The organism is Alteromonas sp. 76-1, assembly GCF_900654235.1.
Classification (GTDB): Bacteria; Pseudomonadota; Gammaproteobacteria; order Enterobacterales; family Alteromonadaceae; genus Alteromonas; species Alteromonas naphthalenivorans.
The window spans coordinates 1,319,796-1,344,678 of sequence record NZ_LR136958.1; the positions used below are offsets into that span (position 1 = coordinate 1,319,796).

The 24,883-nt window shown below is 43.6% G+C and carries 19 protein-coding genes; 14 read left to right on the forward strand and 5 right to left on the reverse strand.

Annotated elements, in window-relative coordinates:
- Nucleotides 1–293: 293 nt before the first annotated feature.
- The 4 genes from ALT761_RS05520 to argS all read left to right on the forward strand — a co-directional run bounded on the left by ALT761_RS05520 (nucleotide 294) and on the right by argS (nucleotide 5,362).
- Nucleotides 294–1,133 carry a type IV toxin-antitoxin system AbiEi family antitoxin gene (locus ALT761_RS05520; protein WP_129737168.1) on the forward strand — a complete coding sequence of 280 codons (840 nt, stop codon included), beginning with the start codon at nucleotides 294–296 and terminating at the stop codon, nucleotides 1,131–1,133.
- 2 nt (nucleotides 1,134–1,135) lie between these two features.
- Complete coding sequence (locus ALT761_RS05525; protein ID WP_232043540.1) at nucleotides 1,136–1,747, forward strand: nucleotidyl transferase AbiEii/AbiGii toxin family protein; 612 nt, start codon at nucleotides 1,136–1,138, stop codon at nucleotides 1,745–1,747.
- A gap of 280 nt (nucleotides 1,748–2,027) precedes the next feature.
- Nucleotides 2,028–3,617, forward strand: a complete 1,590-nt coding sequence (gene prfC, locus ALT761_RS05530; protein WP_129737170.1) for a peptide chain release factor 3 — start codon at nucleotides 2,028–2,030, stop codon at nucleotides 3,615–3,617.
- A gap of 14 nt (nucleotides 3,618–3,631) precedes the next feature.
- The gene (gene argS, locus ALT761_RS05535) at nucleotides 3,632–5,362 is read left to right on the forward strand and encodes an arginine--tRNA ligase (protein ID WP_129737172.1); all 1,731 of its coding nucleotides are present in this window, start codon (nucleotides 3,632–3,634) and stop codon (nucleotides 5,360–5,362) included.
- 105 nt (nucleotides 5,363–5,467) lie between these two features.
- Here the strand turns inward: argS and ALT761_RS05540 are convergent, their stop codons facing one another.
- Nucleotides 5,468–8,656 carry an EAL domain-containing protein gene (locus tag ALT761_RS05540; RefSeq protein ID WP_172602852.1) on the reverse strand — a complete coding sequence of 1,063 codons (3,189 nt, stop codon included), beginning with the start codon at nucleotides 8,654–8,656 and terminating at the stop codon, nucleotides 5,468–5,470.
- Nucleotides 8,657–9,022: 366 nt separating this feature from the next.
- Between ALT761_RS05540 and ALT761_RS05545 the strand changes: the two genes are divergently transcribed.
- Nucleotides 9,023–9,604, forward strand: coding sequence for an NADPH-dependent FMN reductase (locus tag ALT761_RS05545; RefSeq protein WP_129737176.1), 582 nt, complete (start codon nucleotides 9,023–9,025; stop codon nucleotides 9,602–9,604).
- 91 nt (nucleotides 9,605–9,695) lie between these two features.
- On the opposite strand, the gene ALT761_RS05550 is transcribed toward ALT761_RS05545, so the two are convergent.
- A complete protein-coding gene (locus ALT761_RS05550) occupies nucleotides 9,696–10,604 on the reverse strand; it encodes a LysR family transcriptional regulator (RefSeq protein WP_129737178.1) in 909 nt (302 codons plus the stop codon).
- A 96-nt stretch (nucleotides 10,605–10,700) separates the two neighbouring features.
- On the opposite strand from ALT761_RS05550, the gene ALT761_RS05555 reads away from it, so the two are divergent.
- The 6 genes from ALT761_RS05555 to lysS all read left to right on the forward strand — a co-directional run bounded on the left by ALT761_RS05555 (nucleotide 10,701) and on the right by lysS (nucleotide 16,683).
- Complete coding sequence (locus ALT761_RS05555) at nucleotides 10,701–11,909, forward strand: TauD/TfdA family dioxygenase (RefSeq protein WP_129737180.1); 1,209 nt, start codon at nucleotides 10,701–10,703, stop codon at nucleotides 11,907–11,909.
- 3 nt (nucleotides 11,910–11,912) lie between these two features.
- Nucleotides 11,913–12,533, forward strand: a complete 621-nt coding sequence (locus tag ALT761_RS05560; RefSeq protein ID WP_172602853.1) for an HD domain-containing protein — start codon at nucleotides 11,913–11,915, stop codon at nucleotides 12,531–12,533.
- A 127-nt stretch (nucleotides 12,534–12,660) separates the two neighbouring features.
- Nucleotides 12,661–13,287: a DUF6515 family protein gene (locus ALT761_RS05565; protein WP_129737184.1), complete on the forward strand. Its 627-nt coding sequence runs from the start codon at nucleotides 12,661–12,663 to the stop codon at nucleotides 13,285–13,287.
- 94 nt (nucleotides 13,288–13,381) lie between these two features.
- A complete protein-coding gene (locus ALT761_RS05570; protein ID WP_129737185.1) occupies nucleotides 13,382–13,819 on the forward strand; it encodes a DUF2177 family protein in 438 nt (145 codons plus the stop codon).
- Between the two features lie 183 nt (nucleotides 13,820–14,002).
- Nucleotides 14,003–15,101, forward strand: a protein-coding gene (gene prfB, locus ALT761_RS05575) for a peptide chain release factor 2 (RefSeq protein ID WP_126871927.1) whose coding sequence is annotated in 2 segments (ribosomal slippage) — nucleotides 14,003–14,077 and nucleotides 14,079–15,101 — 1,098 coding nt in all. Because the reading frame shifts where the segments join, the coding sequence is not laid out codon by codon here.
- A 25-nt stretch (nucleotides 15,102–15,126) separates the two neighbouring features.
- Nucleotides 15,127–16,683, forward strand: coding sequence for a lysine--tRNA ligase (lysS, locus tag ALT761_RS05580; RefSeq protein WP_129737187.1), 1,557 nt, complete (start codon nucleotides 15,127–15,129; stop codon nucleotides 16,681–16,683).
- Nucleotides 16,684–16,752: 69 nt separating this feature from the next.
- Here the strand turns inward: lysS and ALT761_RS05585 are convergent, their stop codons facing one another.
- From ALT761_RS05585 to ALT761_RS05595, 3 genes are read right to left on the reverse strand one after another with little or no spacing between them, the layout of a single operon-like run.
- Nucleotides 16,753–17,889 carry a ketopantoate reductase family protein gene (locus tag ALT761_RS05585; protein ID WP_129737189.1) on the reverse strand — a complete coding sequence of 379 codons (1,137 nt, stop codon included), beginning with the start codon at nucleotides 17,887–17,889 and terminating at the stop codon, nucleotides 16,753–16,755.
- A 5-nt stretch (nucleotides 17,890–17,894) separates the two neighbouring features.
- Nucleotides 17,895–18,731: a pseudouridine synthase gene (locus tag ALT761_RS05590; protein WP_129737191.1), complete on the reverse strand. Its 837-nt coding sequence runs from the start codon at nucleotides 18,729–18,731 to the stop codon at nucleotides 17,895–17,897.
- Nucleotides 18,732–19,289: an Hpt domain-containing protein gene (locus ALT761_RS05595; protein ID WP_129737193.1), complete on the reverse strand. Its 558-nt coding sequence runs from the start codon at nucleotides 19,287–19,289 to the stop codon at nucleotides 18,732–18,734.
- Between the two features lie 230 nt (nucleotides 19,290–19,519).
- On the opposite strand from ALT761_RS05595, the gene ALT761_RS05600 reads away from it, so the two are divergent.
- The 3 genes from ALT761_RS05600 (at nucleotide 19,520) to ALT761_RS05610 (ending at nucleotide 24,772) form a co-directional block, all read left to right on the forward strand.
- Complete coding sequence (locus ALT761_RS05600; RefSeq protein ID WP_129737195.1) at nucleotides 19,520–22,357, forward strand: M16 family metallopeptidase; 2,838 nt, start codon at nucleotides 19,520–19,522, stop codon at nucleotides 22,355–22,357.
- Between the two features lie 91 nt (nucleotides 22,358–22,448).
- Nucleotides 22,449–24,050: a glutamate--cysteine ligase gene (gene gshA / locus ALT761_RS05605; protein ID WP_129737197.1), complete on the forward strand. Its 1,602-nt coding sequence runs from the start codon at nucleotides 22,449–22,451 to the stop codon at nucleotides 24,048–24,050.
- Between the two features lie 83 nt (nucleotides 24,051–24,133).
- A complete protein-coding gene (locus ALT761_RS05610; protein ID WP_013784996.1) occupies nucleotides 24,134–24,772 on the forward strand; it encodes a transglycosylase SLT domain-containing protein in 639 nt (212 codons plus the stop codon).
- The last annotated feature ends 111 nt before the right edge of the window (nucleotides 24,773–24,883 follow it).

The window sequence follows — 24,883 nt, forward strand, 5'->3', positions numbered from 1 at the left end:
TTATTGTGGCTGTTACGCCTGTAGACTATATGGCTCATACTTCGCGTGTCTTGTCTCCGTTGTCGTCAAGCTGAACGCTAAAAATGTAAATAATGCTGGATATCGGTATTGTTAATACTGAAAGTACTTTTGTTTAAAATGATTCTAGTTTAGATTTTATTTAATTCACGGCGCCAGCCGCCGAGAAAGTTGATAATGGTAAACTGGGATTTATTATGTTAGTTTATGCATGTTATTTTTTACGGCGAAATTCGCCGTAAATGAAGCTAATGGTAAACTAAGGGGTTTTACGTTTGGTTAATAGCACTACTCCACATGATGATGTAGCAAAAGGGGCTTATAGACAGTCTCTTAAAGCGCTTCTACCTTATGGCATGCTGGCTACTAAAAAGTGGCTGGCGGAACAAGGCTTAAGTGCCCATGCCATCGATAACGCAGTGAAAACAGAAACTTTGTTATCACTGGCTACTGGTGTATATAGCCAGTATTCCCGCTCTTTGAGCTGGGAAGGGGTGGTCGCCTCAATGCAGCGTATGGATATGCACCACTCAGATAATCTACCTTCAGTCATCGTCGGTGGATTGTCGGCATTGTCTTTGTCGGGATTGTCGCAGTATCTTTCTTTAGGCAGTACGCCGCATATACATCTATATGCACAAGGCAAGTTACCATCATGGCTGGGGCGTTTGTCGTTGCCCTTTGTCTGTGAGGGGCATAGTACTAATACCTTATGGCCAGAATGGCTGACAAAAGATAAAAGTTTTATCAGGCTACATGAATGGGACGCCGAACTTCCCCCTGTATATTTTTCATGTCCTGAAAAAGCGTTATTGGAACTGCTGGTGGATTTGCCCAATGCCGTAAGTTTTGAACATGCTGATGAGATAATGCAGGGGCTAGTAAATTTATCACCCAGAAAACTCGATACACTTTTAAAAGCTTGCAAAAGTGTGAAGGTAAAACGCTTATTTTTTTGGTTGGCTAAACGTCAAAACTATCCATGGTTTAAGAAGCTAGGCGAAACTAGCTACGATTTGGGTTCAGGTAAGCGTGTTGTGGCTAAAAGCGGAAAGCTGGATACAGATTATTTGATCACTGTGCCGTCACATATGGCAATGGAAAGCGAAAGTTAGCTATGGATAGGAACAGTATTTATTACAAGCAAGTGCAGTTATTGATGCAAGTGTTGCCGTTTGTCGCTAAGCAAGAATGCTTTGCGCTTAAAGGCGGTACGGCGATCAATCTCTTTGTCAGGGAGTTTCCGCGCTTATCGGTTGATATTGATGTAGTTTATCTGCCGATGAAAGGCCGTGATGAGGCATTGCAGGAAATATGCGCAGCATTAGATGCCATTAGCGCAGATTTAAAAACTGCGTTTAAAGATGTCGAGCTAACAGAAGCTTATAAGTCAAAGCTTGATGCGCTCAGGCTAATCGTTGGTCGTAATGGCGTGCAGATTAAAGTGGAGTTATCGCCCGTATTGCGTGGCACGGTTTACGAGCCGCAGTTGATGGAAGTATGCGCCGCCGTAGAAGATGAATTTGGTTATGCAGAAGTGCTTGTGGTGGCCTTGGCTGATCTTTATGCTGGCAAAATATGCGCGGCATTAGATAGGCAGCACCCAAGAGACTTATTCGATGTGAAGTGGCTCTTGGAAAATGAAGGCCTGACTGATGAGATACGAAAAGCATTAATTATTTATCTCTCAAGTCAAAATAGACCAATAGCCGAATTGGGAATTACTTAATCTAGACGATGTAAGTGAACTTCCAGCCATTAAATGGAAACAGATTAATCTGGCCAAAATGCCAGATGAAAAACATAAGCTAGCATTAGATAAGCTTAAAGAAGTACTGAGTGTTTGATTTATAGTACTTGGTTATTTTGCTAGAATAGCGCTCAAATTTTTCAATGCTTTGATGGAAGGTTTTGCTGGGTTTAGGCTATGGCAATCTGCTTGATGATCAGGGCGTAGAGTTAACTTTATTTTTTGTACGAATAGTTGTACAAAATAGGAATTTAGATACATGGCAAATGCCGATTTTCTTAACGAAATCAATAAGCGAAGAACATTCGCTATTATCTCGCATCCAGATGCGGGTAAAACCACCATTACTGAAAAAGTACTGTTGTTCGGAAACGCGCTGCAAACTGCAGGTACGGTAAAAGGTAAAAAGTCTGGCCAACATGCTAAATCAGATTGGATGGAGATGGAAAAAGAGCGGGGTATATCTGTAACTACCTCTGTAATGCAGTTTCCTTATAACGACCATCTGGTTAACTTACTTGATACGCCTGGACACGAAGATTTCTCGGAAGATACGTACCGTACGCTTACCGCAGTAGATTCTTGCTTAATGGTTATCGATGCCGCGAAAGGGGTAGAGGATAGAACCCGTAAATTGATGGAAGTCACTCGTTTACGTGACACTCCTATATTGACCTTTATGAACAAGCTCGACCGCGATATTCGCGATCCACTAGAAGTGATGGATGAGGTTGAGAGCGAACTCGATATTCTTTGCGCACCTATTACCTGGCCAATTGGTTGCGGCAAAAGCTTCAAAGGGGTTTATCACCTTTATCGTGATGAAACTATTTTGTATCAAAGTGGCCATGGGCACACCATTCAAGAAGTTCGTATCTTAAAAGGGCTAGATAATCCTGAACTTGAAGATGCCATAGGCAGCGACCTAGCTGAAACCTTACGTGACGAGCTAGAGCTTGTGCGCGGTGCATCAAACGATTTTGATAAAGAACTCTTTTTAGACGGCCAGCTTACGCCAGTATTTTTCGGTACCGCATTGGGTAACTTTGGTGTCGACCATATGCTTGATGGCATGGTTGAATGGGCTCCTGCGCCCCAAGGCCGTGAGACTGACGAAAGCCCGGTTGAATCGACAGATACCAAGTTCAGTGGTTTTGTATTCAAAATACAGGCGAACATGGATCCTAAGCACCGTGACCGTATCGCGTTTTGCCGTATTGTGTCTGGCAAGTACGAGAAGGGCATGAAAATGCGCCACTCACGACTTGGAAAAGACGTGCGTATTTCTGATGCATTAACCTTTTTAGCCGGCGATAGAGCCTTGCTTGAAGAGGCGTATGCGGGAGATATTATTGGCCTGCATAACCACGGTACCATTCGAATTGGCGATACCTTTACTTCAGGCGATAACTATCGCTTCAGTGGTATTCCTAACTTCGCACCAGAATTATTTAAGCGCATTCGATTGCGCGACCCGCTAAAACAGAAGCAATTGCTTAAAGGCCTTATCCAGCTTTCTGAAGAAGGTGCGGTTCAGGTATTTAGGCCGCTTGCCAATAATGACCTAATTGTAGGTGCGGTAGGTGTGCTTCAGTTTGATGTCGTCGTTGCCCGCTTGAAGGCAGAATACAATGTTGATGCGTTGTACGAGCACATTAACGTAAACACAGCCCGATGGGTGTACTGTAAAGACGAGAAAAAGCTGGATGAGTTCCGCCGCAAGGGTGAGCAAAACCTTGCACTAGATGGTGGCGATAATCTTACGTATATCGCGCCTACTAGAGTGAACTTACAACTGTCTCAAGAACGTTACCCAGACATCGAATTTAAAAACACGCGCGAAAATTAAGATAAAGAACAACTATGAATATACATGCATTATTAATTAATCGATTTAGTGAAGCTTTAGAAACAATGGGTGTTGAAAACGCACCTATTCCTGTATCGCGCAGTGCTCGTCCTGAATTTGGTGAATATCAATTCAATGGCGCAATGGCGTTGGCGAAACAGCTTAGACAAAAGCCTCGCGATATTGCAGAAAAGATTGTTGAGATTGTAAAACTTGACGATGTAGCCAGTAAACTAGAAGTGGCTGGCCCAGGCTTTATCAATGTTCATTTGAACAACGAGTGGTTGGCAAATCAGTGTGAGCTAGCGCTACACGACCCACGCATTGGCGTAGCAAAATCGCCAGAGCAAACCGTAGTGGTAGATTACTCTTCTCCAAACCTAGCTAAAGAAATGCACGTAGGGCACCTACGTACCACCATTATTGGTGATGCTGTGGTGAAGGTATTAGAGTTTTTAGGTCATAAAGTCATTCGCCAAAATCACATGGGCGACTGGGGTACGCAGTTTGGTATGTTGCTGGCGCATTTGTCAGACAAGTTAGAACAAGAAGTGGCTGAAACGGCGTTATCCGATTTAGAAGACTTTTACCGTGAAGCAAAAGTGCGTTTTGATGACGAAGAAGGCTTTGCCGATCGCGCCCGTGAATACGTGGTTAAGCTTCAAGGCGGTGATGAAAAATGCCTGAGCTTATGGGAAAAATTTATTGATGTGTCTATTGCACACTCTGAAGACGTTTATAAGAAATTAAACGTAAGCTTAACCCGTGCTGATATTATGGGTGAGTCTGCCTATAATCACGATTTAGCTAATGTAATCAGCGAGCTAAAAGAAAAAGGTATTGCAGTAGAAGACCAAGGCGCTCAAGTAGTATTTATTCCTGAGTTGGCCGACAAAGAAGGCAATCCTGCGGTTTATATTGTACAAAAATCTGGTGGCGGATATTTATATGCCACCACAGACTTGGCCGCCATGCGCTATCGTAGTGGTACGCTAAACGCCGACAGAACGCTTATTCTTACTGATGCTCGCCAAGCGCTGCATTTCAAGCAAACCGAAATAGTAGGCCGTAAAGCAGGATTCATGGAAGAGGCACAAACCTACGAGCATTGCCCATTCGGTATGATGCTAGGCAATGACGGTAAGCCATTTAAAACACGTACCGGCGGTACGGTTAAATTGGTTGAATTATTAGATGAAGCGGTAGAGCGTGCTGGTAAATTGATTGCCGAGCGTGACAACGACTTGTCAGAAGACGAATTAGCGGAAGTTGCCCGTAAAGTAGGTATCGGCGCAGTAAAGTATGCCGATTTAAGTAAAAACCGTACCACTGACTATATGTTTAACTGGGACACCATGTTGAGCTTTGAAGGAAATACCGCCCCGTATTTGCAATACGCTTACACGCGGGTTAAAAGCTTATTCAGAAAAGCAGGTGTTGCTATTGAAACCATGCCAGTAGACATCAATATTGTTGAAAAACAAGAACACGCTTTGTCGGTACTGTTATTGCAGTTTGAAGAAGTGGTGGGCTTGGTATCACGTGATGCCACGCCTCATGTGTTGTGTACTTACTTGTACGAACTAGCTAGCGCCTTTATGAGCTTCTACGAAGCTTGTCCAATGCTAAAAGACGGCATTGAACTGAAAGTACGAGACAGCCGTCTGGCCTTATCAGCACTTGTGGCCAGCACGTTAAGCCAAGGCTTGAACTTGCTTGGTATCGAAACATTGGAAAAAATGTAATTCAGATAGCATAAGCGTTATCGGCCGAATATTTGCCAATGCACATGTTCAGCATGCAATGCCTATGTTGTTACTTAAAAAAGCTGACACTCGTGTCGGCTTTTTTTATGCCTCGTTGTCGAGAAGCTGTGGGGTAGGAGATTTCCACTCGGTTTTAGTGGACCAGTGCGCTATCCAATCAGGCATGTCTGTGGCGGGCATAGGCCGAGCTATACCGTACCCTTGTGCTAGCTCGCAGCCTAAATTTAGCAACGATGTGCCATGGGCAATAGTTTCTACCCCTTCAGCAATAACACTGCGATTAAACGATTTAGCTAGGGCGATAACCCCCACTACAATAGTTCTATCTTCTGGGTCGATTAACATATCACGTACAAAGGTTTGGTCTACCTTGATGACCTTTGCCGGCAATCGCCTCAAGTAAGTGAGAGAGGAATAACCTGTTCCAAAGTCATCAATGGCGAACGTGACCCCTAGCTTTACGCAATCATCCATAATTTCCGCGACTTTTTTAATATCACCTAGCTTACTGGTTTCTAATACTTCTAACTGAAACGCTTCAGGGGGAACATTGGGTACTTTAGACAACAGACGAGCTAAGCGAATAGGAAAGTTTCTTTGCTGAATCTGCAACGCAGAAATATTCACACTAATGGGGATATGAACCCCTAATTTCTTCCAGCGACTAAATTGCTGCAATGATTCTTCGATAACCCATTCACCAATATCTATACTGAGCTGATGATTTTCAATAAACGGTAAAAAGGCTGCAGGGGAGAGTATGCCTTCAACGGGGTGTTTCCAACGAATAAGGGCCTCTGCGCCAATAATTTCTCCGGTGCGCATATTCACTTTCGGTTGATAGTAAAGCACGAACTCTCTGTTGTGTAGGGCTGTGGTTATGCTCTGGAGTATTTCATGACGAGCTTTTATGGCGTCTTCAGACTCTATATCAAATAAGTGATAGCAATTTTTACCTTTCTGTTTTGCTAAATACATCGCTTGGTCGGCGTGGCGGATAAGCTGGTCAGCATCAGTGTTATCTGCAGGGTAAAGCGTTACCCCGATACTGGCAGATACTTTAAGCTGGCTCTCACCAATTTTTACCGGTTCTGATGCAACTCTTAGCATATTCTTAATGATGGCAACAAAATCTTGAGGTTGCTTTAGGTTTGCCAATACCGTCACAAACTCGTCACCCCCAAAGCGTGAAATAGTGTCAGTTTCTCGCAATGTTCCTTTTAAACGATGAGCCAAGATCACAAGAAGTTCGTCGCCCACACTATGACCGAAGTTATCATTTATTTCTTTAAAGCCATCTAAATCGAGTAGTGCTACTGCCACAAACCCTTTATCAGATTTACATTGAGACAGGGCTCTATCTAGCCGCTCGGCAAGCAATGAGCGGTTGGGTAAATTAGTTAATACATCATAATGTGCCATGTGCTCTAGTTTGTATTGCTGCTCTTTGGCTTCAGAAATGTCGCTAAATATTGCGATGTAATTTTTAACATTGCCTTCATCATCATTAACTGCGCTAACGGTTAATAGTTGGGCATAAACTTCATGATTTTTACGTTTGTTCCAAATTTCTCCTGCCCAGTAACCTTTGTTGAGAATAGATGCCCATAGGTGATGGTAAAACTCCGGAGATTGTTTTCCTGACTTAAACATATTGGGCTTTTTGCCTAACACTTCGTTTCGCTCATAGCCTGTTATATCAACGAAGGTTTTGTTCACATCTATAATATTTGCGTTGCTATCTGTAATGAATATGCCTTCTCTTGCGTGAGAAAACACACTTGCTGATAGTTTTAGTTTTTCTTCTAGATGCTTGTTCTTAGTTATGTCCTGAACTAACGAAGTTACGCTTATCACGTTACCAGCTAGGTCAAAAATAGGGGTGCTATACCATTCGCAGATTATGGGGTGACCTAGTTTGGTAACGTTTTTATTTATTTTTCGCTTTGGGGCCTTTTTCTTAAGTAGCTGAGCGAATGCCTCGTTTATCTCTTTTTGACGTTCTAGAGGGATAATGAGATCTGAGGCATGTTTTCCAATCGCTTCTTCTTTTTTATAGCCGAAAATGAATTCTGCCGATTTATTCCAATCGGTACAGATAAGCTGAGGATCCCAAGTAATGCACCCTAAAGGCGTATTTTCAATATGACTTGCTAATATATTTTTGCTTTCTAGCAAAGAAGCCTGACTGTCGAGAAGTTGCTTTTCTGCCTCTAGCCGTGTTTTTGCCATCGAAGTGAAACGTTGCTGTAATTTAACCAACTCAACACTTCCATGCAGTGGCGCGTCGCTCACCTCTTTGCCCTCAGCAAGGGCTTTAGTAGATTGAAGTAAAGTGCGTATTGGCTTTAGTACGTTTCTTCGCACGCCCCATACTGAAACTCCTACAAGTAGCATAACTATCGCGGCCAAAATTCCCGCCGTTTTAATCAATCGCTCATTAATGGCTTCAAGGGTTTGCTTAAGCGGAATGCCCACCGTGATATTGATTTGCTTGCCATCTTCAAATAATGGGCGTTTTACATATACCCGTTGATAGGGGTCATTGCTAACAAAGGCATTGGTATCAATTGCAGTATTGGAACTATCTATTTGAGCGCTGAAGGTGTCCAGTGGAGTCCCTAAGAGGTTATTGTTCGTTGGATATGCGGCAACAATTTTATTCTCGCTATCGGTAATGTAAGCCACGGTATTATCCGGTAAATGGGACTCAGAGAGCGCTTCACTCCACCATTCTAATGAAATAACCGCTACCACCAACGCCACCACAGTGTCGCTTGTGGCGTTCAATACCGGATAGGCAAAGTTCACACTAGTAAGATTAGTTACTCGGTCTATTTGAAACTCACCGATAGAAAAACCTCGTGTAGTCAGCGCTTCTTGAATATAAGGGCGATCGTAGACGTTCACCGATGTTTTTATAGGACGTGCATTACACAGTAGTTCGCCATCTGCCCTCGGTGCACCCAGATTAATATAGTTACTATTTACCTTGAGTACATCGGCAAGAAAAGCACTGCATGCTTGGGGGTTTTGATTTTTAACCGCATCGAAACTGGCAAGGTTTTGAAGAAAAGTACGTGTTTTATCAAGCAGTGCAGATTGGAATTTTGAGGTGGCTTTGGCGGTATTAACCGATTGGCTTATGGCAGCTTCTACAGCGCGCTCTCTTTCAACGTATGAGTCGTAAAAAACACCAACCAACCCTGGTAATGCAACCATAACGATGAGGAGAATTATTCTCGACTGCAGTGACTGAAAAAGGTACGCCATGTATTTTTTATAAATCCATTTAACGAAGATGACTACGAAAAATGTAAGATTTATCGTAGTGTATAACCATAGCAAGCCGTGCATTATCTTTGGTTGTATTTGAAGCGCACTGGCAACTTAGGTAAGTATAGTAATAATACTATAAAAGCGTTAATTATGACTAAGATATTGCTTTATTTAAATTTTATTGCCTAGATTAAGACATGTTTATTCGTAGATTAGGGTTACTAATTTACGCTTACAGTTAAATGGTTGGCTTATAGCTCACATTTTTTTTGTTCAATAGTGTAGTAGGGTGATTCTTTACAATCTATCGATTTTGCATGGCGCTAACATTTGCATGGCACTAACAAAGGAATTTATATTATGACGAAGCTACTCGCTTTTGCTGGCAGCACACGAAACGGCTCTTTTAATCAAGCGATACTCACGGTTGCAGCTGAAGGAGCTCGGGAGTCAGGCGCTAAAGTAACTGTGGTTAATCTAGCCGATTATCCAATGCCTCTGTTTAATGAAGATGAAGAGAAAGTGTCTGGCGTGCCAGAAAATGCAAGGGCCTTTAAGCAGCTGTTAACTGAACATGATGGTTTTTTAATTGCTTCTCCAGAGTACAATTCGAGTTATCCCGCACTTCTTAAAAATGCCATAGATTGGGCCACTCGCATGGAAGAAGGTGATAAACCCATGCAGGCTTTTAAAGGCAAGACTGCAGGGATTATGGCTGCATCGGCTGGTGGTTTGGGCGGAATGAGGGTATTGGTGGTTTTACGCATGTTGCTGGCAAACATAGGCGTTACGGTGTTACCCGCACAACTTGCTGTAGCAAAAGTAAATACTCTGATGGATGATAGCGGCGTAATTACCGACGAGAAAACCATCAAACAACTTAAAAACTTGGGTAAACAAACCGCTGAATTAACAATGAAAATGACCGCACAGGTTCTATAAGGTAGTGCTAGTGCTAGTGCTAGTGCTAGTGCTCAGGCGAGGAGGCGAGTAATCGTCGCCTCTGTTTTTTCTTAATTTAGCCTTTTGCAATTTAATCTTGCTCTACTTCTTTGATAAACCACTTGATTACGTTACCTATGGCAAAATTAGCGTATTGGTCTGAACAAATCTGATATCCCCGAGTTTCAGATTTTAATCGCGGCCCTAATTCAATAAGTTTGCCATCTTCTATAAAAGGGTTTATTAACCCTTCCCATCCCAAACAGAGACCATGCCCGCTAACTGCCGCTTCTACAATAAGGGGGTAATTGTTGTAACGAAATAAAATTGGACTAGGAGAAGGCTTCACATTTAATGCTTGTGCCCAGCGTTGCCAATTTAACCACCTAGAATCATCTACATCTTTATGCAGTAAAGGAAGGTTTCTAAGGTCACTAAGCATTTGGCCGGCCTTTAAACCGTGTTTAACAGCGAAATCCGGTGAGCAAACCGGGAAAACCACCTCGGGAATTAACATCTTTTCAAACTGGTATTTACCAATTTTTGAGGAGAAGTGAAATAATATATCTGCATGTGCAGTGGTGAGGTCGCTTAGGCTATTAGTTGGTTGGATTTCAAAAAGATAATCAGGAAAAGCTTGTTGTAAACGTTGTAGCCTAGGCATTATCCAGTGAAACGCAAAGCCAAAATAAGCACTAATAGATATCTTTGTTTTTGTATCGCGAAAATCTCTGCGAGCATTATCAGTAGCACGCAAAATAGATGATGTAGAGCCTCTTAACTCGTTGTAATACTTGATCCCTTCAATGGTAGGGGTAACGGGTTTCTTACTACGGTCAATTAAAATACCACCTACCACATCTTCCAATGCGCGAATTCTTTGGGACACCAATGGCTGTGTAATACCAAGATCTTCCGCTGCTAATGTCATAGAGCCATGTCTTACCGTCGCTTCAAAACACAATAAGCCGTTAAGGGTAGGTAATTCAGATTCTTTCATTATTACTAATTTGCATGTTAGCTATAAGGCTTTGCTACTGTAATATAAACCACGATTACTTGATACTTCTCTTATTAATTTTTAAGGGAGAATCTCGTGCAGCAAATAGACTATGTTATCAACGAAGCGAATGCTTCCGTGTCAGCGATTGTAAATGGACAACACTATCCTTTACCCGCATTGTGGCTTCGTGAGCGTTGCCAAGATTCTGAAAACCTTGATAAAACCACCAAGCAACGCTTTTTTGACCCTCATCAATTAGATGAAAATGTGTCGCTGGTTAAGGTAGAAAAGAAGCATGATACCCTAGCTAACCTTTCGTTTAGTGACGGGTATTCAGGTGAGTACGATTTGAATGAGTTCGCTGCAGACTTCGACGTTTGGGACGGTGCGCCTAACGACATATCTTGGAAAAGCGATGTGGACAAGTCATTGTTTCATATTGATTTAGCTACATTGAAATCACAAGAGGGGTTAATTAAAGGAATAGAAATATTTTTAACCTACGGAGTTTTGATTGTTGATAACGTGCCTACTGAATCCGACGCGGTATTAGAAGTAGCGAATTTATTTGGCCATGTGAGAGAAACTAACTTTGGTAAGTACTTCGAGGTATTTACCCGCCCTAATTCGAACGATCTAGCTTATCGCTCTGTGCCGTTAGGGCCGCATACTGACAACCCTTACCGTAACCCCATGCCGGGTATTCAACTTCTGCATTGTTTAGAAAACCAGACTACCGAAGGATTGTCGACGTTGGTCGATAGCTTGTCAGTACTAGAACAGTTGAAAAAAGAAGATCCGGAAGGTTTCGCCCTGCTTTGTAAGGTACCTGTTCGTTACCGTTATTACGACAACGATGTGGATTTGATAGAAAGACGTACCATGATTGAGTCTGACCCTAGTGGCAGAATTACGGGTATCGCATACAGCCCCCGCTTGGACTATTTACCGCTGTTACAAGATGAAGACATGATTATATTTCATCGAGCCCGTAAACGTTTGGGGCAGTTGTTATGTTCGCCTGAATACGAATGGCGCTTCAGATTAGAGCCGGGGCAATTACAGATGTTCCACAACACCAGAGTGCTACATGGACGCACCGGGTTTGACCCGAGCGAGGGGCGTCGTCACCTGCAAGGCGCTTACATTGATATTGATGCACCGAAAGGCCGTTACAATGCGCTTAAAAGAAAGCAAGGTGCTATTCGTACCCACGATGCACTAGAAGCCGAACATACGAACAGTGAGTTTGAAATAGCTAATACCAAGGCTACAGCAGAAACAGCAGAAATAAGAGGTTAAGTGATGGAAACTGTTCAATTTCGCCAGATGAAAGACGGAACAAAAGAAGAGTATTTGTTTCTTACCAAACATGAAGATGAATACGCGAAAGGCTTGCCCGATAGAATACTGGAAGCGCTTAAAAATTTAGAGAACACCTTATCGGGTTATCAGGTTTCACGGCTTGGACACTCACTGCAATCAGCAACTCGTGCTGAAGCCGATGGTGCCGATGAGGAAATGATAGTAGCGGCGCTTATCCATGATCTTGGTGATGACTTAGCGCCGCACAATCATTCGCAATACGCGGCTTCAATTTTGCGCCCCTATGTACGTCCTGAAGTAACCTGGATTATTAACCAGCATGGGTTATTTCAAAACGTTTATTACGCCCATTTTTTAGGTGGCGATCCGAATGAGCGCGAGTACCTAAAAGATCACCCTTGGTATCAAGCCTGTGTAGATTTTTGTGAAAAGTGGGATCAGTCGTCATTCGACCCTGATTACCCAACTAAACCACTGTCACACTTTGAACCCTTAGTCAGAAAGATATTCTCTAGAACGGCTTTCGACCCTCAGTATGTAGGTGAACAAACCATGGGGAAAAGTGCAGTAGATATCGCTATGTCGGGGACGAGTGAGTAAATGGTGTCAGCCTTGTAAATGTTAGGTAAAGGCATAGGAGGAACAGTTCTTGTGTTGGTCTAGACCCCCATATAAATAAGTACACGGCATAGACGCCGTACGCTTAATTTGTTGGGAGTAATACATTATGAATTTACTTACGAACTTACGCTTTATACCCATTGTTTGCTCAGTCACCTTGCTAAGCGCGTGTGCGGTGCCGCTGCATGGCGGCGGCGCACGTGGCGGCTTTCACGGTGGAAATGCTGCATTAAGTATAGGTGCTGGCATTGCGGCAGGAGTTGCTGTCGCCGTGCTTGCATCTCCGCGATATGAGCCGGGGCATAGGGTGAAGCATTTACCTAAAGACGCTGCCTTTATCCGCCATCGAGGCATAGACTATCGATATAGAAATGGTGTGTATTATCGCAAAATGGGAGGTGATTTCACGGTAGTGCTTCCACCCCCTGGTGTCATCATTCACACCTTGCCTGACCACCCTGATACTATTTTTGTCGATGGGGAAACTTACTATGTTGTAGAAGGGGTGTACTACAAGCGCATAGATGGTGAGTATATCGTAGTGAAGGCACCTGTTGAGTGGCCGCGATCAGAAACCAGCGAGTATGAAGCAGGCAAGCGATATGAAGTTCTTCCTGAAGATGCGCAGCCAGTAAAAGTACATGGCACTCAATACTTTTTGTACGGTGGTTTATATTTTCTTCCCCAATCATCTGAAGGAAAAGTTAGCTATCTAGCAGTAAGATTGAACTAGCGTTGTAAGGGTGCCAATATTTTCATATTGCTATTTTATTCATAGACATGACACACTGAAAAACTACGCATGTTTATGAATGGAACGCGAGTTCATGCTACAAAAAATTATTATGTTTTCTTCCAGTATTATGCTGTCGATACTGGCTATTTTATTGTGCTTTGGTGTGTTAGATGCATTATGGCTAGGATGGATAGCCCGAGACTGGTATACCACTGAAATGGCGACCTTACTGCGGGAAAACTATATTACCTGGCCTTGGGTGGCGTTTTATTTAATGTATGGTTTTGTCGTCTTTGTATTAGCCGTAGTGGCGAACAGAGATAAACCACTGTACTACTCAGGTATTGATGGAGCGCTACTTGGACTCGCCAGTTACGGTGCCTACAACCTAACCAACTACAGTATTGTTGAAGGCTTTACGCTGTTTATAACCGTGGTGGATTGGGCTTGGGGCACCTTCTTAACCAGCGCAAGCGCAATGGCAGGCTGGGCTGGGTTCCAATTTATGAGAAAAACCAGTAATAGTTAAACGCAGGCAGTTTTTTACTTTACTCATGCCACCATTCTTGGCCTGGCATAGCGCGTTTTTAATGATTAGACAGGCAGTGAAACTAATACCCTGAAAAGCTGCCTTTTATTTCGTTAACCCCTATCAAATTTCGTCCAAATTCGGTACTATCCGCGGTCTTATTTTACAGTTGATAAGCGGACTATGTTTGAAGTAAACCCCGTTACCAATGCGATAAAAGATATCCGCGAGCGCACCGACGCGCTTAGGGGGTATCTTTGACTTTGATGCAAAGTCAGAGCGCTTAGAAGAAGTTAACCGAGAGCTTGAAAGCTCTGAGGTTTGGAACGAGCCGGAACGCGCACAAGCGTTAGGCAAAGAAAAGGTGGCCTTAGAGCTGGTTGTTGAAACGATTCACAACCTTGAACAGGGCACCGAAGACGTTGAAGGTTTGCTTGAACTCGCCGTTGAAGCAGAAGATGAAGAAACTTTCGATGAGGCCAACAAAGAACTAGAAGGCTTGCTTGAGCAGCTTGAAAAGCTTGAGTTTCGCCGTATGTTTTCACAACCTAATGATGCCAACGATTGTTATATTGATATTCAATCTGGCTCTGGCGGTACAGAAGCGCAAGACTGGGCGAATATGCTCCTTCGCATGTATCTTCGTTGGGGTGAAGCCCACGGCTTTAAGACCGAACTTATTGAAGTGTCTGATGGCGATGTAGCGGGTATTAAAAGTGCTACCTTGCGTATTGCAGGTGAGTACGCTTTTGGTTGGTTACGTACCGAAACAGGCGTGCATCGCTTAGTGCGTAAGTCACCTTTTGACTCGGGCAACCGCCGTCATACGTCATTTTCATCAGCGTTTGTTTATCCTGAAGTGGATGATGATATCGATATTGATATAGACCCTTCAGATTTACGTATTGATACTTACCGCGCATCTGGCGCGGGTGGTCAACACGTAAACAGAACAGATTCAGCGGTGCGTATTACCCACGAACCTACAGGTATTGTAGTGCAGTGTCAGAACGATCGCTCGCAGCATAAAAACAAAGATCAGGCGATGAAGCAGCTGAAAGCTAAACTCTACGAGTATGAGCTTCAAAAGCAAAATGCCGAGAAACAAGCGATGGAAGACAGCAAGTCAGATATCGGGTGGGGAAGTCAAATTCGTTCATACGTACTAGACGACTCTCGCATTAAAGATTTGCGTACAGGCGTGGAAACACGCAACACTCAGGCCGTGCTAGATGGTGGTCTGGATAAATTTATCGAAGCCAGCCTTAAATCAGGGCTGTAATCCGAACAACGAAAGTGAATAGGTTATGACTGACCAACAAACCGACGAAAATAAATTAATTGCTGAGCGCCGAGCAAAACTAAGCGCAATTCGTGAGCAGTGCCGTGCAAATGGCTTCCCAAACAGCTTCCGTCGTGAAAACTATGCTGACGAACTTCAAGGCAAGTTCGGTGAATTAGATAAAGAAACCTTGCAAGAGCAGGGTAACAAAGTAAGCATTGCTGGCCGTATTATGGCTAAGCGTGGCCCGTTTATGTTGCTTCAAGACATGACTGGTCGCATTCAAGCTTACGCTGATAAAGACACCCAAAAAGCCCTTAAAGCGCAGTACGGTGCGTTAGATATTGGTGACATTATTGGTGTTGCTGGTGTTTTGCATAAGTCGGGTAAAGGCGACTTGTATGTGAACATGGAAGAGTATGCATTGCTAACAAAAGCGCTGCGCCCTCTACCAGAAAAGTTCCATGGTCTAAGTGACCAAGAAACCAAATATCGTCAGCGTTACGTTGACCTTATTACCAGCGAACAAACGCGCAAAACCTTTATGATCAGAAGTAAGATTGTAAATGGTATTCGTAACTACCTCACCCAGCGCGACTTCCTTGAAGTAGAAACGCCTATGCTGCAGGTGATTCCAGGTGGTGCAACTGCGAAGCCGTTTGTTACTCATCATAATGCGTTAGACATTGATATGTACTTGCGTATTGCCCCTGAGCTTTACTTGAAGCGTTTGGTAGTAGGTGGTTTCGAGCGCGTGTTCGAAATTAACCGTAACTTCCGTAACGAAGGGCTTTCAACACGTCATAACCCAGAGTTCACCATGTTGGAATTTTATCAGGCCTATGCTGATTTCAACGACCTGATGAACCTAACAGAAGACATGTTGCGTACTCTTGCCGAAGATATTTTAGGTTCTAGTGTTATTACTAACACCACCAAAGATACCGACGGAAACGTGGTTTCAGAAGTACAGTATGACTTTGGTAAGCCGTTTGAGCGCTTAAGCATGGGCAACGCCATTTTGAAATACTGGCCAGAAGCTAATGAAGCCGCTATTCGCGACCCAGAAGCGAACCTTGATGCACTTAAAGCCATGGCGAAACAGTTGCATATTAAAGAGCCTGAAGTTGATGGTATTTGGGGTGCTGGTAAATACCTATGTGAAATCTTCGAAGCCACTGCGGAAGAGAAGCTTGAACAGCCAACGTTTATTACCGAATATCCGTGGGAAGTGTCGCCACTTGCTCGTCGTAACGATGAAAACCCATTCATTACCGACAGGTTTGAATTCTTCGTTGGCGGCCGTGAGCTAGCAAACGGTTTCAGCGAGTTAAATGACTCTGAAGATCAAGCTAAGCGTTTCTCTAAGCAAGTTGAAGAGAAAGATGCTGGTGACGATGAAGCGATGCACTACGACGAAGATTACATTCGTGCGTTAGAGTATGGTTTGCCGCCTACAGCCGGTGAAGGTATTGGTATTGACCGTTTGGCCATGCTATTTACTGACAGCCCAACGATTAAAGACGTGATTTTATTCCCGCATATGAAACCTGAAGTGTCGAAAGGCGCTGAAGAAGAGTAAGCTGCGCGAACCACGTTATGCTTTAGTTACTTTATATAAAGCAGCGTTATAAAAAACAGCTTACAGCGCTTATGTTAAACGCGCAGTAATTTGTTTTGTAAGAAGGGTATTGAGGGGAACTTCAATACCCTTTTTTTGTGCCATGTTAACAATGTAGCCATTAATGGCTTCAATTTCGGTTTGCCGTTGGTTCTTCACATCTTGATGCATACTGGAGTAATTGCTGCCGGTAAGGCCAGCAACTTTGATCACCTGTTGTTCAATGTCAATAGCATCAAAACACTGCCCACATGCATTTGCCACTTCAGCAAACTCTTCACAAAGTGTTTTACGTTCTTTCGCAAACAGCTCACCAGCAATATGGCTATTTGTCACATTATTCAGGGCAGTTAATGGGTTTATCACCACATTAATAGCAAGCTTGGCCCACAACGCTTTCATGATGTCAGTTTGATAACTCACTGGTGGAAGTAGCGCATGTAAAGTGTGACACACACTTTTCGCCCACTCAGGCATAGTGAGTTGTTTGTGCGAAACCAAATGGGGGGCAATACCAATTTGGGTGGTGCCCACACCGGTGTAAATAACCTGAGTTGCCGTGCGCTTCATTGCCCCATGGCTGGTGGTAGCAAGCAGCAATGGTTGCTGGGCTGGCAATATAGATTTTGCTATTTCATACCCACCCATACCGTTGTGTAGAAGCACTACAGGGGTACGCTTATCGATAAATGGCAACCATTGAGTAAGCGCGGTTTTCAAGTGGTGCACTTTTAAAGGCAATACCAACATATCGCTAGGCGAAAGATGAGGCTTGTTACTGTTGATTTGCGTAATGGGGTATTCGGTGCCGTCAGTCCATTCTACAAAATAGGGTGTGGGTGTCTCATTGTCATTTCTATCAATCCACTCGACAGAATAGGGTGTGGGTGTCTCAGTTTTAGCGGGCTCAAATTCAGGTTTCTCTATACTCGCTTTCTCAACTTGGAATACTGGGTTTCTTGGGTAAAGCCCGTAAGGTATGCCCTGTTTTTCTGCAGCCCCCGCAAGTAAAGAACCAATAGCGCCACTGCCTGCAATGTGGATTTTGTTTATTTCGAGCTGCTCAGCCTTAAATTTGCTTTGTGCTTGCGGCTTGCTCTCACCTTTACCTTTACCCAATAGGTTTTCTGTTTCTTTCGCATCTTGCTTGGCGTTTTGACCTTTCATAAGCTTTAGGTTTTGCTAACTAGTTGTAGTAAAGAAGGGGCAATCGCAGGCCAATTGAAAGTATCTGGCTCAGGTAATTCGGTAAGCCAACTTTTTACTTCGCTATCAGTAAATAAATCACCAGAGAGTATCGGCGCTTTCACTGAAATAGTGCGAGAGGGAAGGGGAATGCGTAGCCAGCCGGCATGTAAATGTAATCTGTCGGATGGTGCACCGCTATAAAGTGTGTCGCCAAGTATCGCTGCGCCCACACTCTTAAGGGCGACTCGAATTTGATGGGTTTTACCTGTAAGCGGTTTTACGATAAATCCGCGATAGCCAGGTTTGGCTGATTGACTAAAAAACTGGGTGACTGCAGGGTTATCTTTGCTTTTAAGCAACATGAATTGGCCGCCGCGGCGGTTTTTCATATCACCAGCAATCGTTCCTTGTTTCTTTTTTGGTTTATCCGCACTAATGGCTAAGTAGTACTTACTAACCTGACGGGATGCAAAGGCATCACCAATAAGCGCTGCTGTATGGGCATTTTTGGCTAAGCACAGACAGCCAGATGTGCCAGTATCTAGGCGATGACAAAGATGAAGTTGACTATAACCGGTTTGTTCGCGAAGCAGGCTAACAATACCCAATGAATGGGGGGCTATTTTACCACCCATTTTACTAGCCATGTTATTGACACCGAAGGCGTCAGCGCCTTCACTGGCGCTAATATTCTCTCCGGCTTCAGTATTCTGGGTATTTGCAATATTGGCAGTATTAGCATTGTCATGCATGGCGATGCCGGAAGGCTTGTTGACGATAAGCACATCTTCATCGTCAACTAAAATAGGAATTTCGTTCACTTAGGCTTTTTCAAGCAGGGCAATGGCTTCGTCGTAGTCTAGTTCGTCTACAGCGTCTTCAATTCCTTGCTTCGTTTCAGCAGAAAGTGAAAGCACGCTTAGCCATTCATCAAGTGTCGATTGGGAAATGAATTCACTGGCTTTTAATGCAGCCATAAATTGCTCGCGAGCTTGGGTAGCAACTGCGCTATTTGCTTCAGGCGCGGCGGGCTCAGGCGCTGCCGATAGTGCATCAACAGCCGCTATGGTTTCATCAACAAGAGCTGAAAAGCTGGCGTAGTCATCTGGAAGGCATTTGTCGTTTCTCACACTAGCTTCCACCGGTTTGCTTGCATGATGCAAAGCAAATAACCCTAAGTTGCCTGCCACACCTTTTAGCGTGTGAATTAAAGAATATGCGTCGTCGAAATTACCTTCTTTCACTAATTGCTGTAAATCATCGTTTGCAGAGCGATATTCATCCGAAAACTTATTTAATAAGGTTAACAACAGTGTTTTATTACCACTTAGTTGAGACATGCCAAATTCAAAATCTAAGACTGTTGCGGGCTGATCCATATAAGTTCCTTTAACTACGTTTCTGTACTGTGTTCAATGCCAGTGTATTTCAGAATTTTACAAATTAATACAATGATAGCAAGTCAGAGCAAGTAAAGCGTTAAAAAGTCTGGTAGTCTTCGATGAAACGTATGCCCCAGGCCATTGTCTCAACGGTTGTATTATTATAGACGCTAGTGTGATGCGAGTTAAATGTATTACAAAAGCGAGGCCACCTAGAAGGATCCAGCATGTCAGGAAGTTTGGCGTTTCGCCTTATTGTTGCAGTTTTTGCTATTAGCGTACTTAACGGATGCCAACGGGCAAATGTAGATACCCCCGCCGATAGCTCCGCAGTTACTATCCCCTACGAAAAGTACACGCTTAGTAATGGATTAACGGTCATTCTCCACGAAGACCATTCAGATCCACTCGTTCATGTAGATGTGACTTACCACGTAGGCTCTGCACGTGAAGAAGTAGGTAAGTCTGGTTTTGCACACTTTTTTGAGCATATGATGTTTCAAGGCTCAAAGCATGTAGCAGATGAACAGCATTTTAAAGTGATCACCGAAGCCGGCGGTAGTTTGAACGGTTCGACAAATACCGACAGAACAAATTACTACGAAACTGTGCCTGCTAACCAGCTTGAAAAAGTGTTGTGGCTTGAATCAGACCGCATGGGGTATTTGCTTGAAGCGGTAAACCAAACTAAGTTCGAAAATCAACGTGAAACGGTTAAGAATGAGCGTGCTCAGCGAGTAGATAACCAGCCTTATGGGCTAAGACACGAGCTAAACGGCGAGGCTATGTATCCAGAAGGGCACCCCTATTCCTGGATGACAATTGGTTACGTTGAAGACTTAGATCGCGTTAACGTAAACGACCTTAAAGCCTTTTTCAAACGTTGGTATGGGCCAAATAATGCCGTATTAACCATAGGCGGTGATATAGATGCGGCAAAAACCAAAGCATTAATAGCCCAATATTTTGGTGATATTCCTAAAGGACCTGAAGTAAAAGATCCTGAGCCTCAGCCTGTGACCTTATCTGAAACTCGTTATATGACGTTAGAAGATAAGGTTCACTTACCGTTACTGCAAATTACTTTCCCAACCGTTTATGCACGCCACCCTGATGAAGCACCATTAGATGTGCTATCTGATATTCTAGGCGGCGGTAAAACGTCTTTATTTTATAAAAATTTAGTAAAAGAAGGCATGGCTGTCCAAGCTGTAGTGTCACACCCGTGCCGCGAGCTGGCCTGTGAATTTCAACTAATTGCTTTGGCTAATCCAGCCAAAGTGCAGTCACTTGATGAGCTTCATAAGGTAATAGAAGCTACATTAACCGAATTTGAAACCCGCGGTGTTAAGCCTGACGATTTAGCGCGCACCAAAGGCAGTATTGAAGCATCTACTGTTTTTGGCTTACAAAGCGTAGCTGGCAAAGTGACTGCGCTTGCGGCCAATGAAACTTTTTATCAAACGCCAGATTTAGTGTCTGAAGATATCGCGCGATATAACTCTGTGACCGCTGAAGACGTCATGCGTGTCTATAAGAAATATATTAAAGATGCCAATAGTGTGGTGTTAAGTATTGTGCCTAAAGGCCAACCTCAGTTGCAGGCTGCCCAACCTACGTTTGAGCGCCCCGTTCGAACATTGCCTGAAACTAAGCCTGATAATCACGAATATACGTCCTCACCGTCTAGTTTCGATAGAACCGTGCAACCTAAAGCAGGTGAAGCGCCTGTGGTCACAGTGCCAGATTATTGGGAGCGTGAACTCAGCAATGGCGTAAATGTGATGGGGGTGACTATGAGTGAGACACCCACTGTCACATTAACCCTTAGCATGGATGGCGGGATGTTGTTAGACGCTGAGGGTAAAGCGGGTACAGCATATCTCACCGCGTTAATGATGAATGAATCTACTCAAAACTACACGAATGAAGAATTAGCGAACGAACTTGCTAAGTTAGGTAGCTCAATTCGTTTTAGTGCGGCAGGTCGATACTCTCAGGTATATGTGTCTACATTAACTAAAAACGTAATGCCAACCTTGGCACTACTTAAAGAGAAGTTCTTCAACCCTGCTTTTGCACAAAATGATTTCATTCGAATGAAAGAGCGGGTGCTACAAGGTTTGCAGCAGCAAGCGAAAACCCCGTCTAGTTTGGCTCGACGTGCACGAGATTTAGTATTATTTGGTGCAGACAATCGTGTAAGTCTTCCTGACGAAGGTACCATTGAAACCGTTCAGTCCATCACACTTGACGATGTGAAGCAGTTTTATAATCAGTACTATTCACCGAGTAAAGCGAGTGCAGTCGTTGTTGGCAATATGAGTCCTGATGCAGTAGTAAATGCATTAGATTTTGTAGCGCAATGGGAAGGTGAGTCTTACACCTTTGAAGATTATGATGCGTTCCCTACCTACGATAAGAATCAGGTCTTTTTAATAGATAGTCCTAGTGCGGTTCAATCTGTTGTTTATATCGTTAAACGCAGCTTACCTTTCGATGCCACAGGCGATTACTTTAAATCTCGTTTAGTGAACTTCCCGCTAGGCGGCGGCTTTAATAGCCGGATAAATCTGAATTTGCGCGAAGATAAAGGCATTACCTATGGCGCGAATAGTGCGTTTATGGGAGGCAAAACCCTTGGCTGGTTTGAAGTGGGAAGTGATTTAACGGCTGCGAATACTGCCCAAGGTATTACTGAAGTCTTTAACGAAATAAATCAGTATATCGACAAGGGGGCGACGGACGAAGAAATTCAATTTATGCGCAATGCGTTTACGTTGAGCGATGCGTTAGAGTTTGAAACCCCCAATAGTAAGGCGCGCTTTCTTCGTCAATTGCAAAGCTATGGCCTTGAAAAAGGCTACAGAACAGAGCAAATTGAGATAATTAATAGCATTAGCAAAGATGAAATTAACGCACTGGCTAAGCAGTATTTATCGACAGATGCGCTACAAGTTATCGTTGTTGGCGATAAAAATGCGATTCTTGAGCAACTGGAGTCGTTAAATATGCCGATCATCGAATTATCGGTAGATACCAATAGTAGAGAAAAGATAAACTGAGTATCTGATAGCAAGTCATTGGTAATATTGACTTGAATTTAATACGTTGTTCCCCATTTTGTGGGGAACAACTCATCCATGGATATGAACATTGACTGTAAACTCAACGTGTTTCAACGAGCGTTTGGCTGCGCTTAAATCACCTGAATTTTTATCGGCACTCACGCAAATAAAGCGCGGTGTTGAGCGTGAAGCGTTACGAATTAAGCCAAACGGTGCTCTGTCGCAAGAGCCTCATCCCAAAGCGTTAGGTTCAGCGTTAACGCACGACACGATAACCACAGACTTTTCCGAGTCGTTGTTAGAGTTTATTACGCCGCCTGAAAGCAGCGCCGCTAAATCTATTACACAGTTACAAGATGTTCATAAATACACCATTGATAATATTGGCGATGAGCAAATTTGGCCGCTTAGTATGCCGTGTTTTATCGAAGATGAAGCGCATATTCCTATTGCTTATTTTGGTGAGTCAAATATTGGCAAGATGAAGCGAGTATATCGAATTGGGTTAAAAAACCGCTACGGCAGTATGATGCAGGCGATTGCTGGTGTGCATTTTAACTTTTCTTTCTCTGATGATTTCTGGAAGCAATGGGCTGAGCTTAATGGTACTGAGCATAGCCAAGATCAGACATCAGCCGATTATTTCTCATTGATTAGAAACTATCGTCGCTATTGCTGGATAATCCCTTTTTTATATGGCGCTTCACCTGCGTTGTGTGGTTCGTTTTTGAAAGGAAAAGAACACGCATTACCGTTTGAAAAAGTCGGCAAAGGCACGTATTACATGCCGTATGCTACGTCACTAAGAATGAGTGACTTGGGATATACCAGTGCTGAGCAGTCATCGCTTAAAATTTGCTATAACCAGTTAGATAACTATGTTCGGTTGCTTCGTGGTGCTATGGATACGCCGTCAAATCGTTTTAGTAGCTTTGCTGCGGGCGACGGTGGTAACTATCAGCAGCTCAGCCGTAATATTTTACAGATTGAGAACGAGCTGTATTCGCCAATACGGCCCAAGCAACCTACGCAATCGATGGAAAAGCCTACCGATGCACTAGTTAAACGTGGCATCAGCTACATTGAAGTGCGTGCGTTAGATGTAAATCCATTTTCGCCTATTGGTATTAGCCAAACCCAATTCGATTTTCTCGATGTATTCTTGTTGACCTGTTTATTGAAGCCTAGTGCGGAGTTAGACGAAGCGCAGTTGAATGAAGCTAAAGACAACATGAATAGCGTGGTATTAGAAGGGCGAAAACCTAATTTGGCGCTTGTTCGCGATAATGAGGAAACAACATTAACGGCGTGGGCTTCATCATTGTTTGACGAGTTTGGACAAGTGGCAGAGATACTTGACCTGGCAAATGATACAACACGATATAGCGACGCAGTTGCCGCAGAGTCGAAGAAAGTTGCAAACCCTGCGCTAACTCCTTCAGGCGTGCTTTTAGAGGAATTACTTAAGCATGACAAAGATAATGGTGTTTACGGCCTAGAGTTAGCTGCACGTTATCAAGAGGAAATGAAAGGGTTCGCTTATCAGCAAACTACACAAGCTATGTTTAAAGAGGCTGCTGAGACGTCGTTAGCTGCGCAAGCCGATGTGGAAGCTGCAGATACCAAAGACTTCGATAGCTTTATTCGTGATTATTTTAACGAGCCGCTAGCAAATTCAACGAACCGCTAGCAAAAAAAAACGCCTGATAGAAATCAGGCGTTGAAGGTTCCAGGGAAACACACATTTTACTAGAACATAAGTTAAGACAAGCTATGCATCAAAAGTTCAAACCGTTGTGCATTTTTTTATCAAGTTTGGTCGTGCTTTTTCCGCTGTTTATCGCTGGATGCGCTACAACACCACCGAAAGACAGCAGTAATTTGTGCGAAATCTTCTTTGAGAAAGATGATTGGTACGATGCAGCGGCCGATGCGCGTGATAAATGGGGAGTGCCAATTCATGTGCCTATGGCAATGATGTATCAAGAAAGCTCCTTTCGCCACGATGCCTTGCCTCCCCGTGATTACGTATTTTTCGGCTTAGTCCCTTGGGGCAGAGTAAGCTCCGCTTATGGGTATTCGCAAGCTAAGACACCCACATGGGCTGACTACATGCGCGAAACCGACAACAGCGGCGCTGACCGCGACGATTTTGAAGATGCTATCGACTTCATGGGTTGGTTTATCTATAAGTCTCAAAAGGTGAATGGTATTTCGAAGTGGGATGCTTACGCCCAATACTTGAACTACCATGAAGGCTGGGGTGGCTATAAACGTAGAAGTTATGACCGCAAACCTTGGCTGAAGAAAGTTGCATCTAAAGTAAAAGCACGATCATTACGCTACGCAACACAGCTCAAAACCTGCGAAGAAGAGCTAAGCAAAGGCTGGTTCATGAAGCTTTTTAGCTAGGGGTGCTAGGAATGCGGATAGACATGCGGACACCCATTTTCAACATAGACACCCACTTAATAAATTTGGACACTCACAGATTTCGAAATCTTGGATATTAATGGATGTCCA

Coding starts and splice junctions, on each gene's coding strand:
- ALT761_RS05570 (WP_129737185.1), top strand. CDS start 13,382: ATGCTACAAAAAATTATTATGTTTTCTTCCAGTATTATGCTGTCGATA.
- prfC (WP_129737170.1), top strand. CDS start 2,028: ATGGCAAATGCCGATTTTCTTAACGAAATCAATAAGCGAAGAACATTC.
- argS (WP_129737172.1), top strand. CDS start 3,632: ATGAATATACATGCATTATTAATTAATCGATTTAGTGAAGCTTTAGAA.
- ALT761_RS05525 (WP_232043540.1), top strand. CDS start 1,136: ATGGATAGGAACAGTATTTATTACAAGCAAGTGCAGTTATTGATGCAA.
- ALT761_RS05540 (WP_172602852.1), bottom strand. CDS start 8,656: ATGGCGTACCTTTTTCAGTCACTGCAGTCGAGAATAATTCTCCTCATC.
- ALT761_RS05595 (WP_129737193.1), bottom strand. CDS start 19,289: ATGGATCAGCCCGCAACAGTCTTAGATTTTGAATTTGGCATGTCTCAA.
- ALT761_RS05550 (WP_129737178.1), bottom strand. CDS start 10,604: ATGAAAGAATCTGAATTACCTACCCTTAACGGCTTATTGTGTTTTGAA.
- ALT761_RS05610 (WP_013784996.1), top strand. CDS start 24,134: ATGCATCAAAAGTTCAAACCGTTGTGCATTTTTTTATCAAGTTTGGTC.
- ALT761_RS05585 (WP_129737189.1), bottom strand. CDS start 17,889: ATGAAAGGTCAAAACGCCAAGCAAGATGCGAAAGAAACAGAAAACCTA.
- lysS (WP_129737187.1), top strand. CDS start 15,127: ATGACTGACCAACAAACCGACGAAAATAAATTAATTGCTGAGCGCCGA.
- ALT761_RS05565 (WP_129737184.1), top strand. CDS start 12,661: ATGAATTTACTTACGAACTTACGCTTTATACCCATTGTTTGCTCAGTC.
- ALT761_RS05600 (WP_129737195.1), top strand. CDS start 19,520: ATGTCAGGAAGTTTGGCGTTTCGCCTTATTGTTGCAGTTTTTGCTATT.
- ALT761_RS05545 (WP_129737176.1), top strand. CDS start 9,023: ATGACGAAGCTACTCGCTTTTGCTGGCAGCACACGAAACGGCTCTTTT.
- ALT761_RS05560 (WP_172602853.1), top strand. CDS start 11,913: ATGGAAACTGTTCAATTTCGCCAGATGAAAGACGGAACAAAAGAAGAG.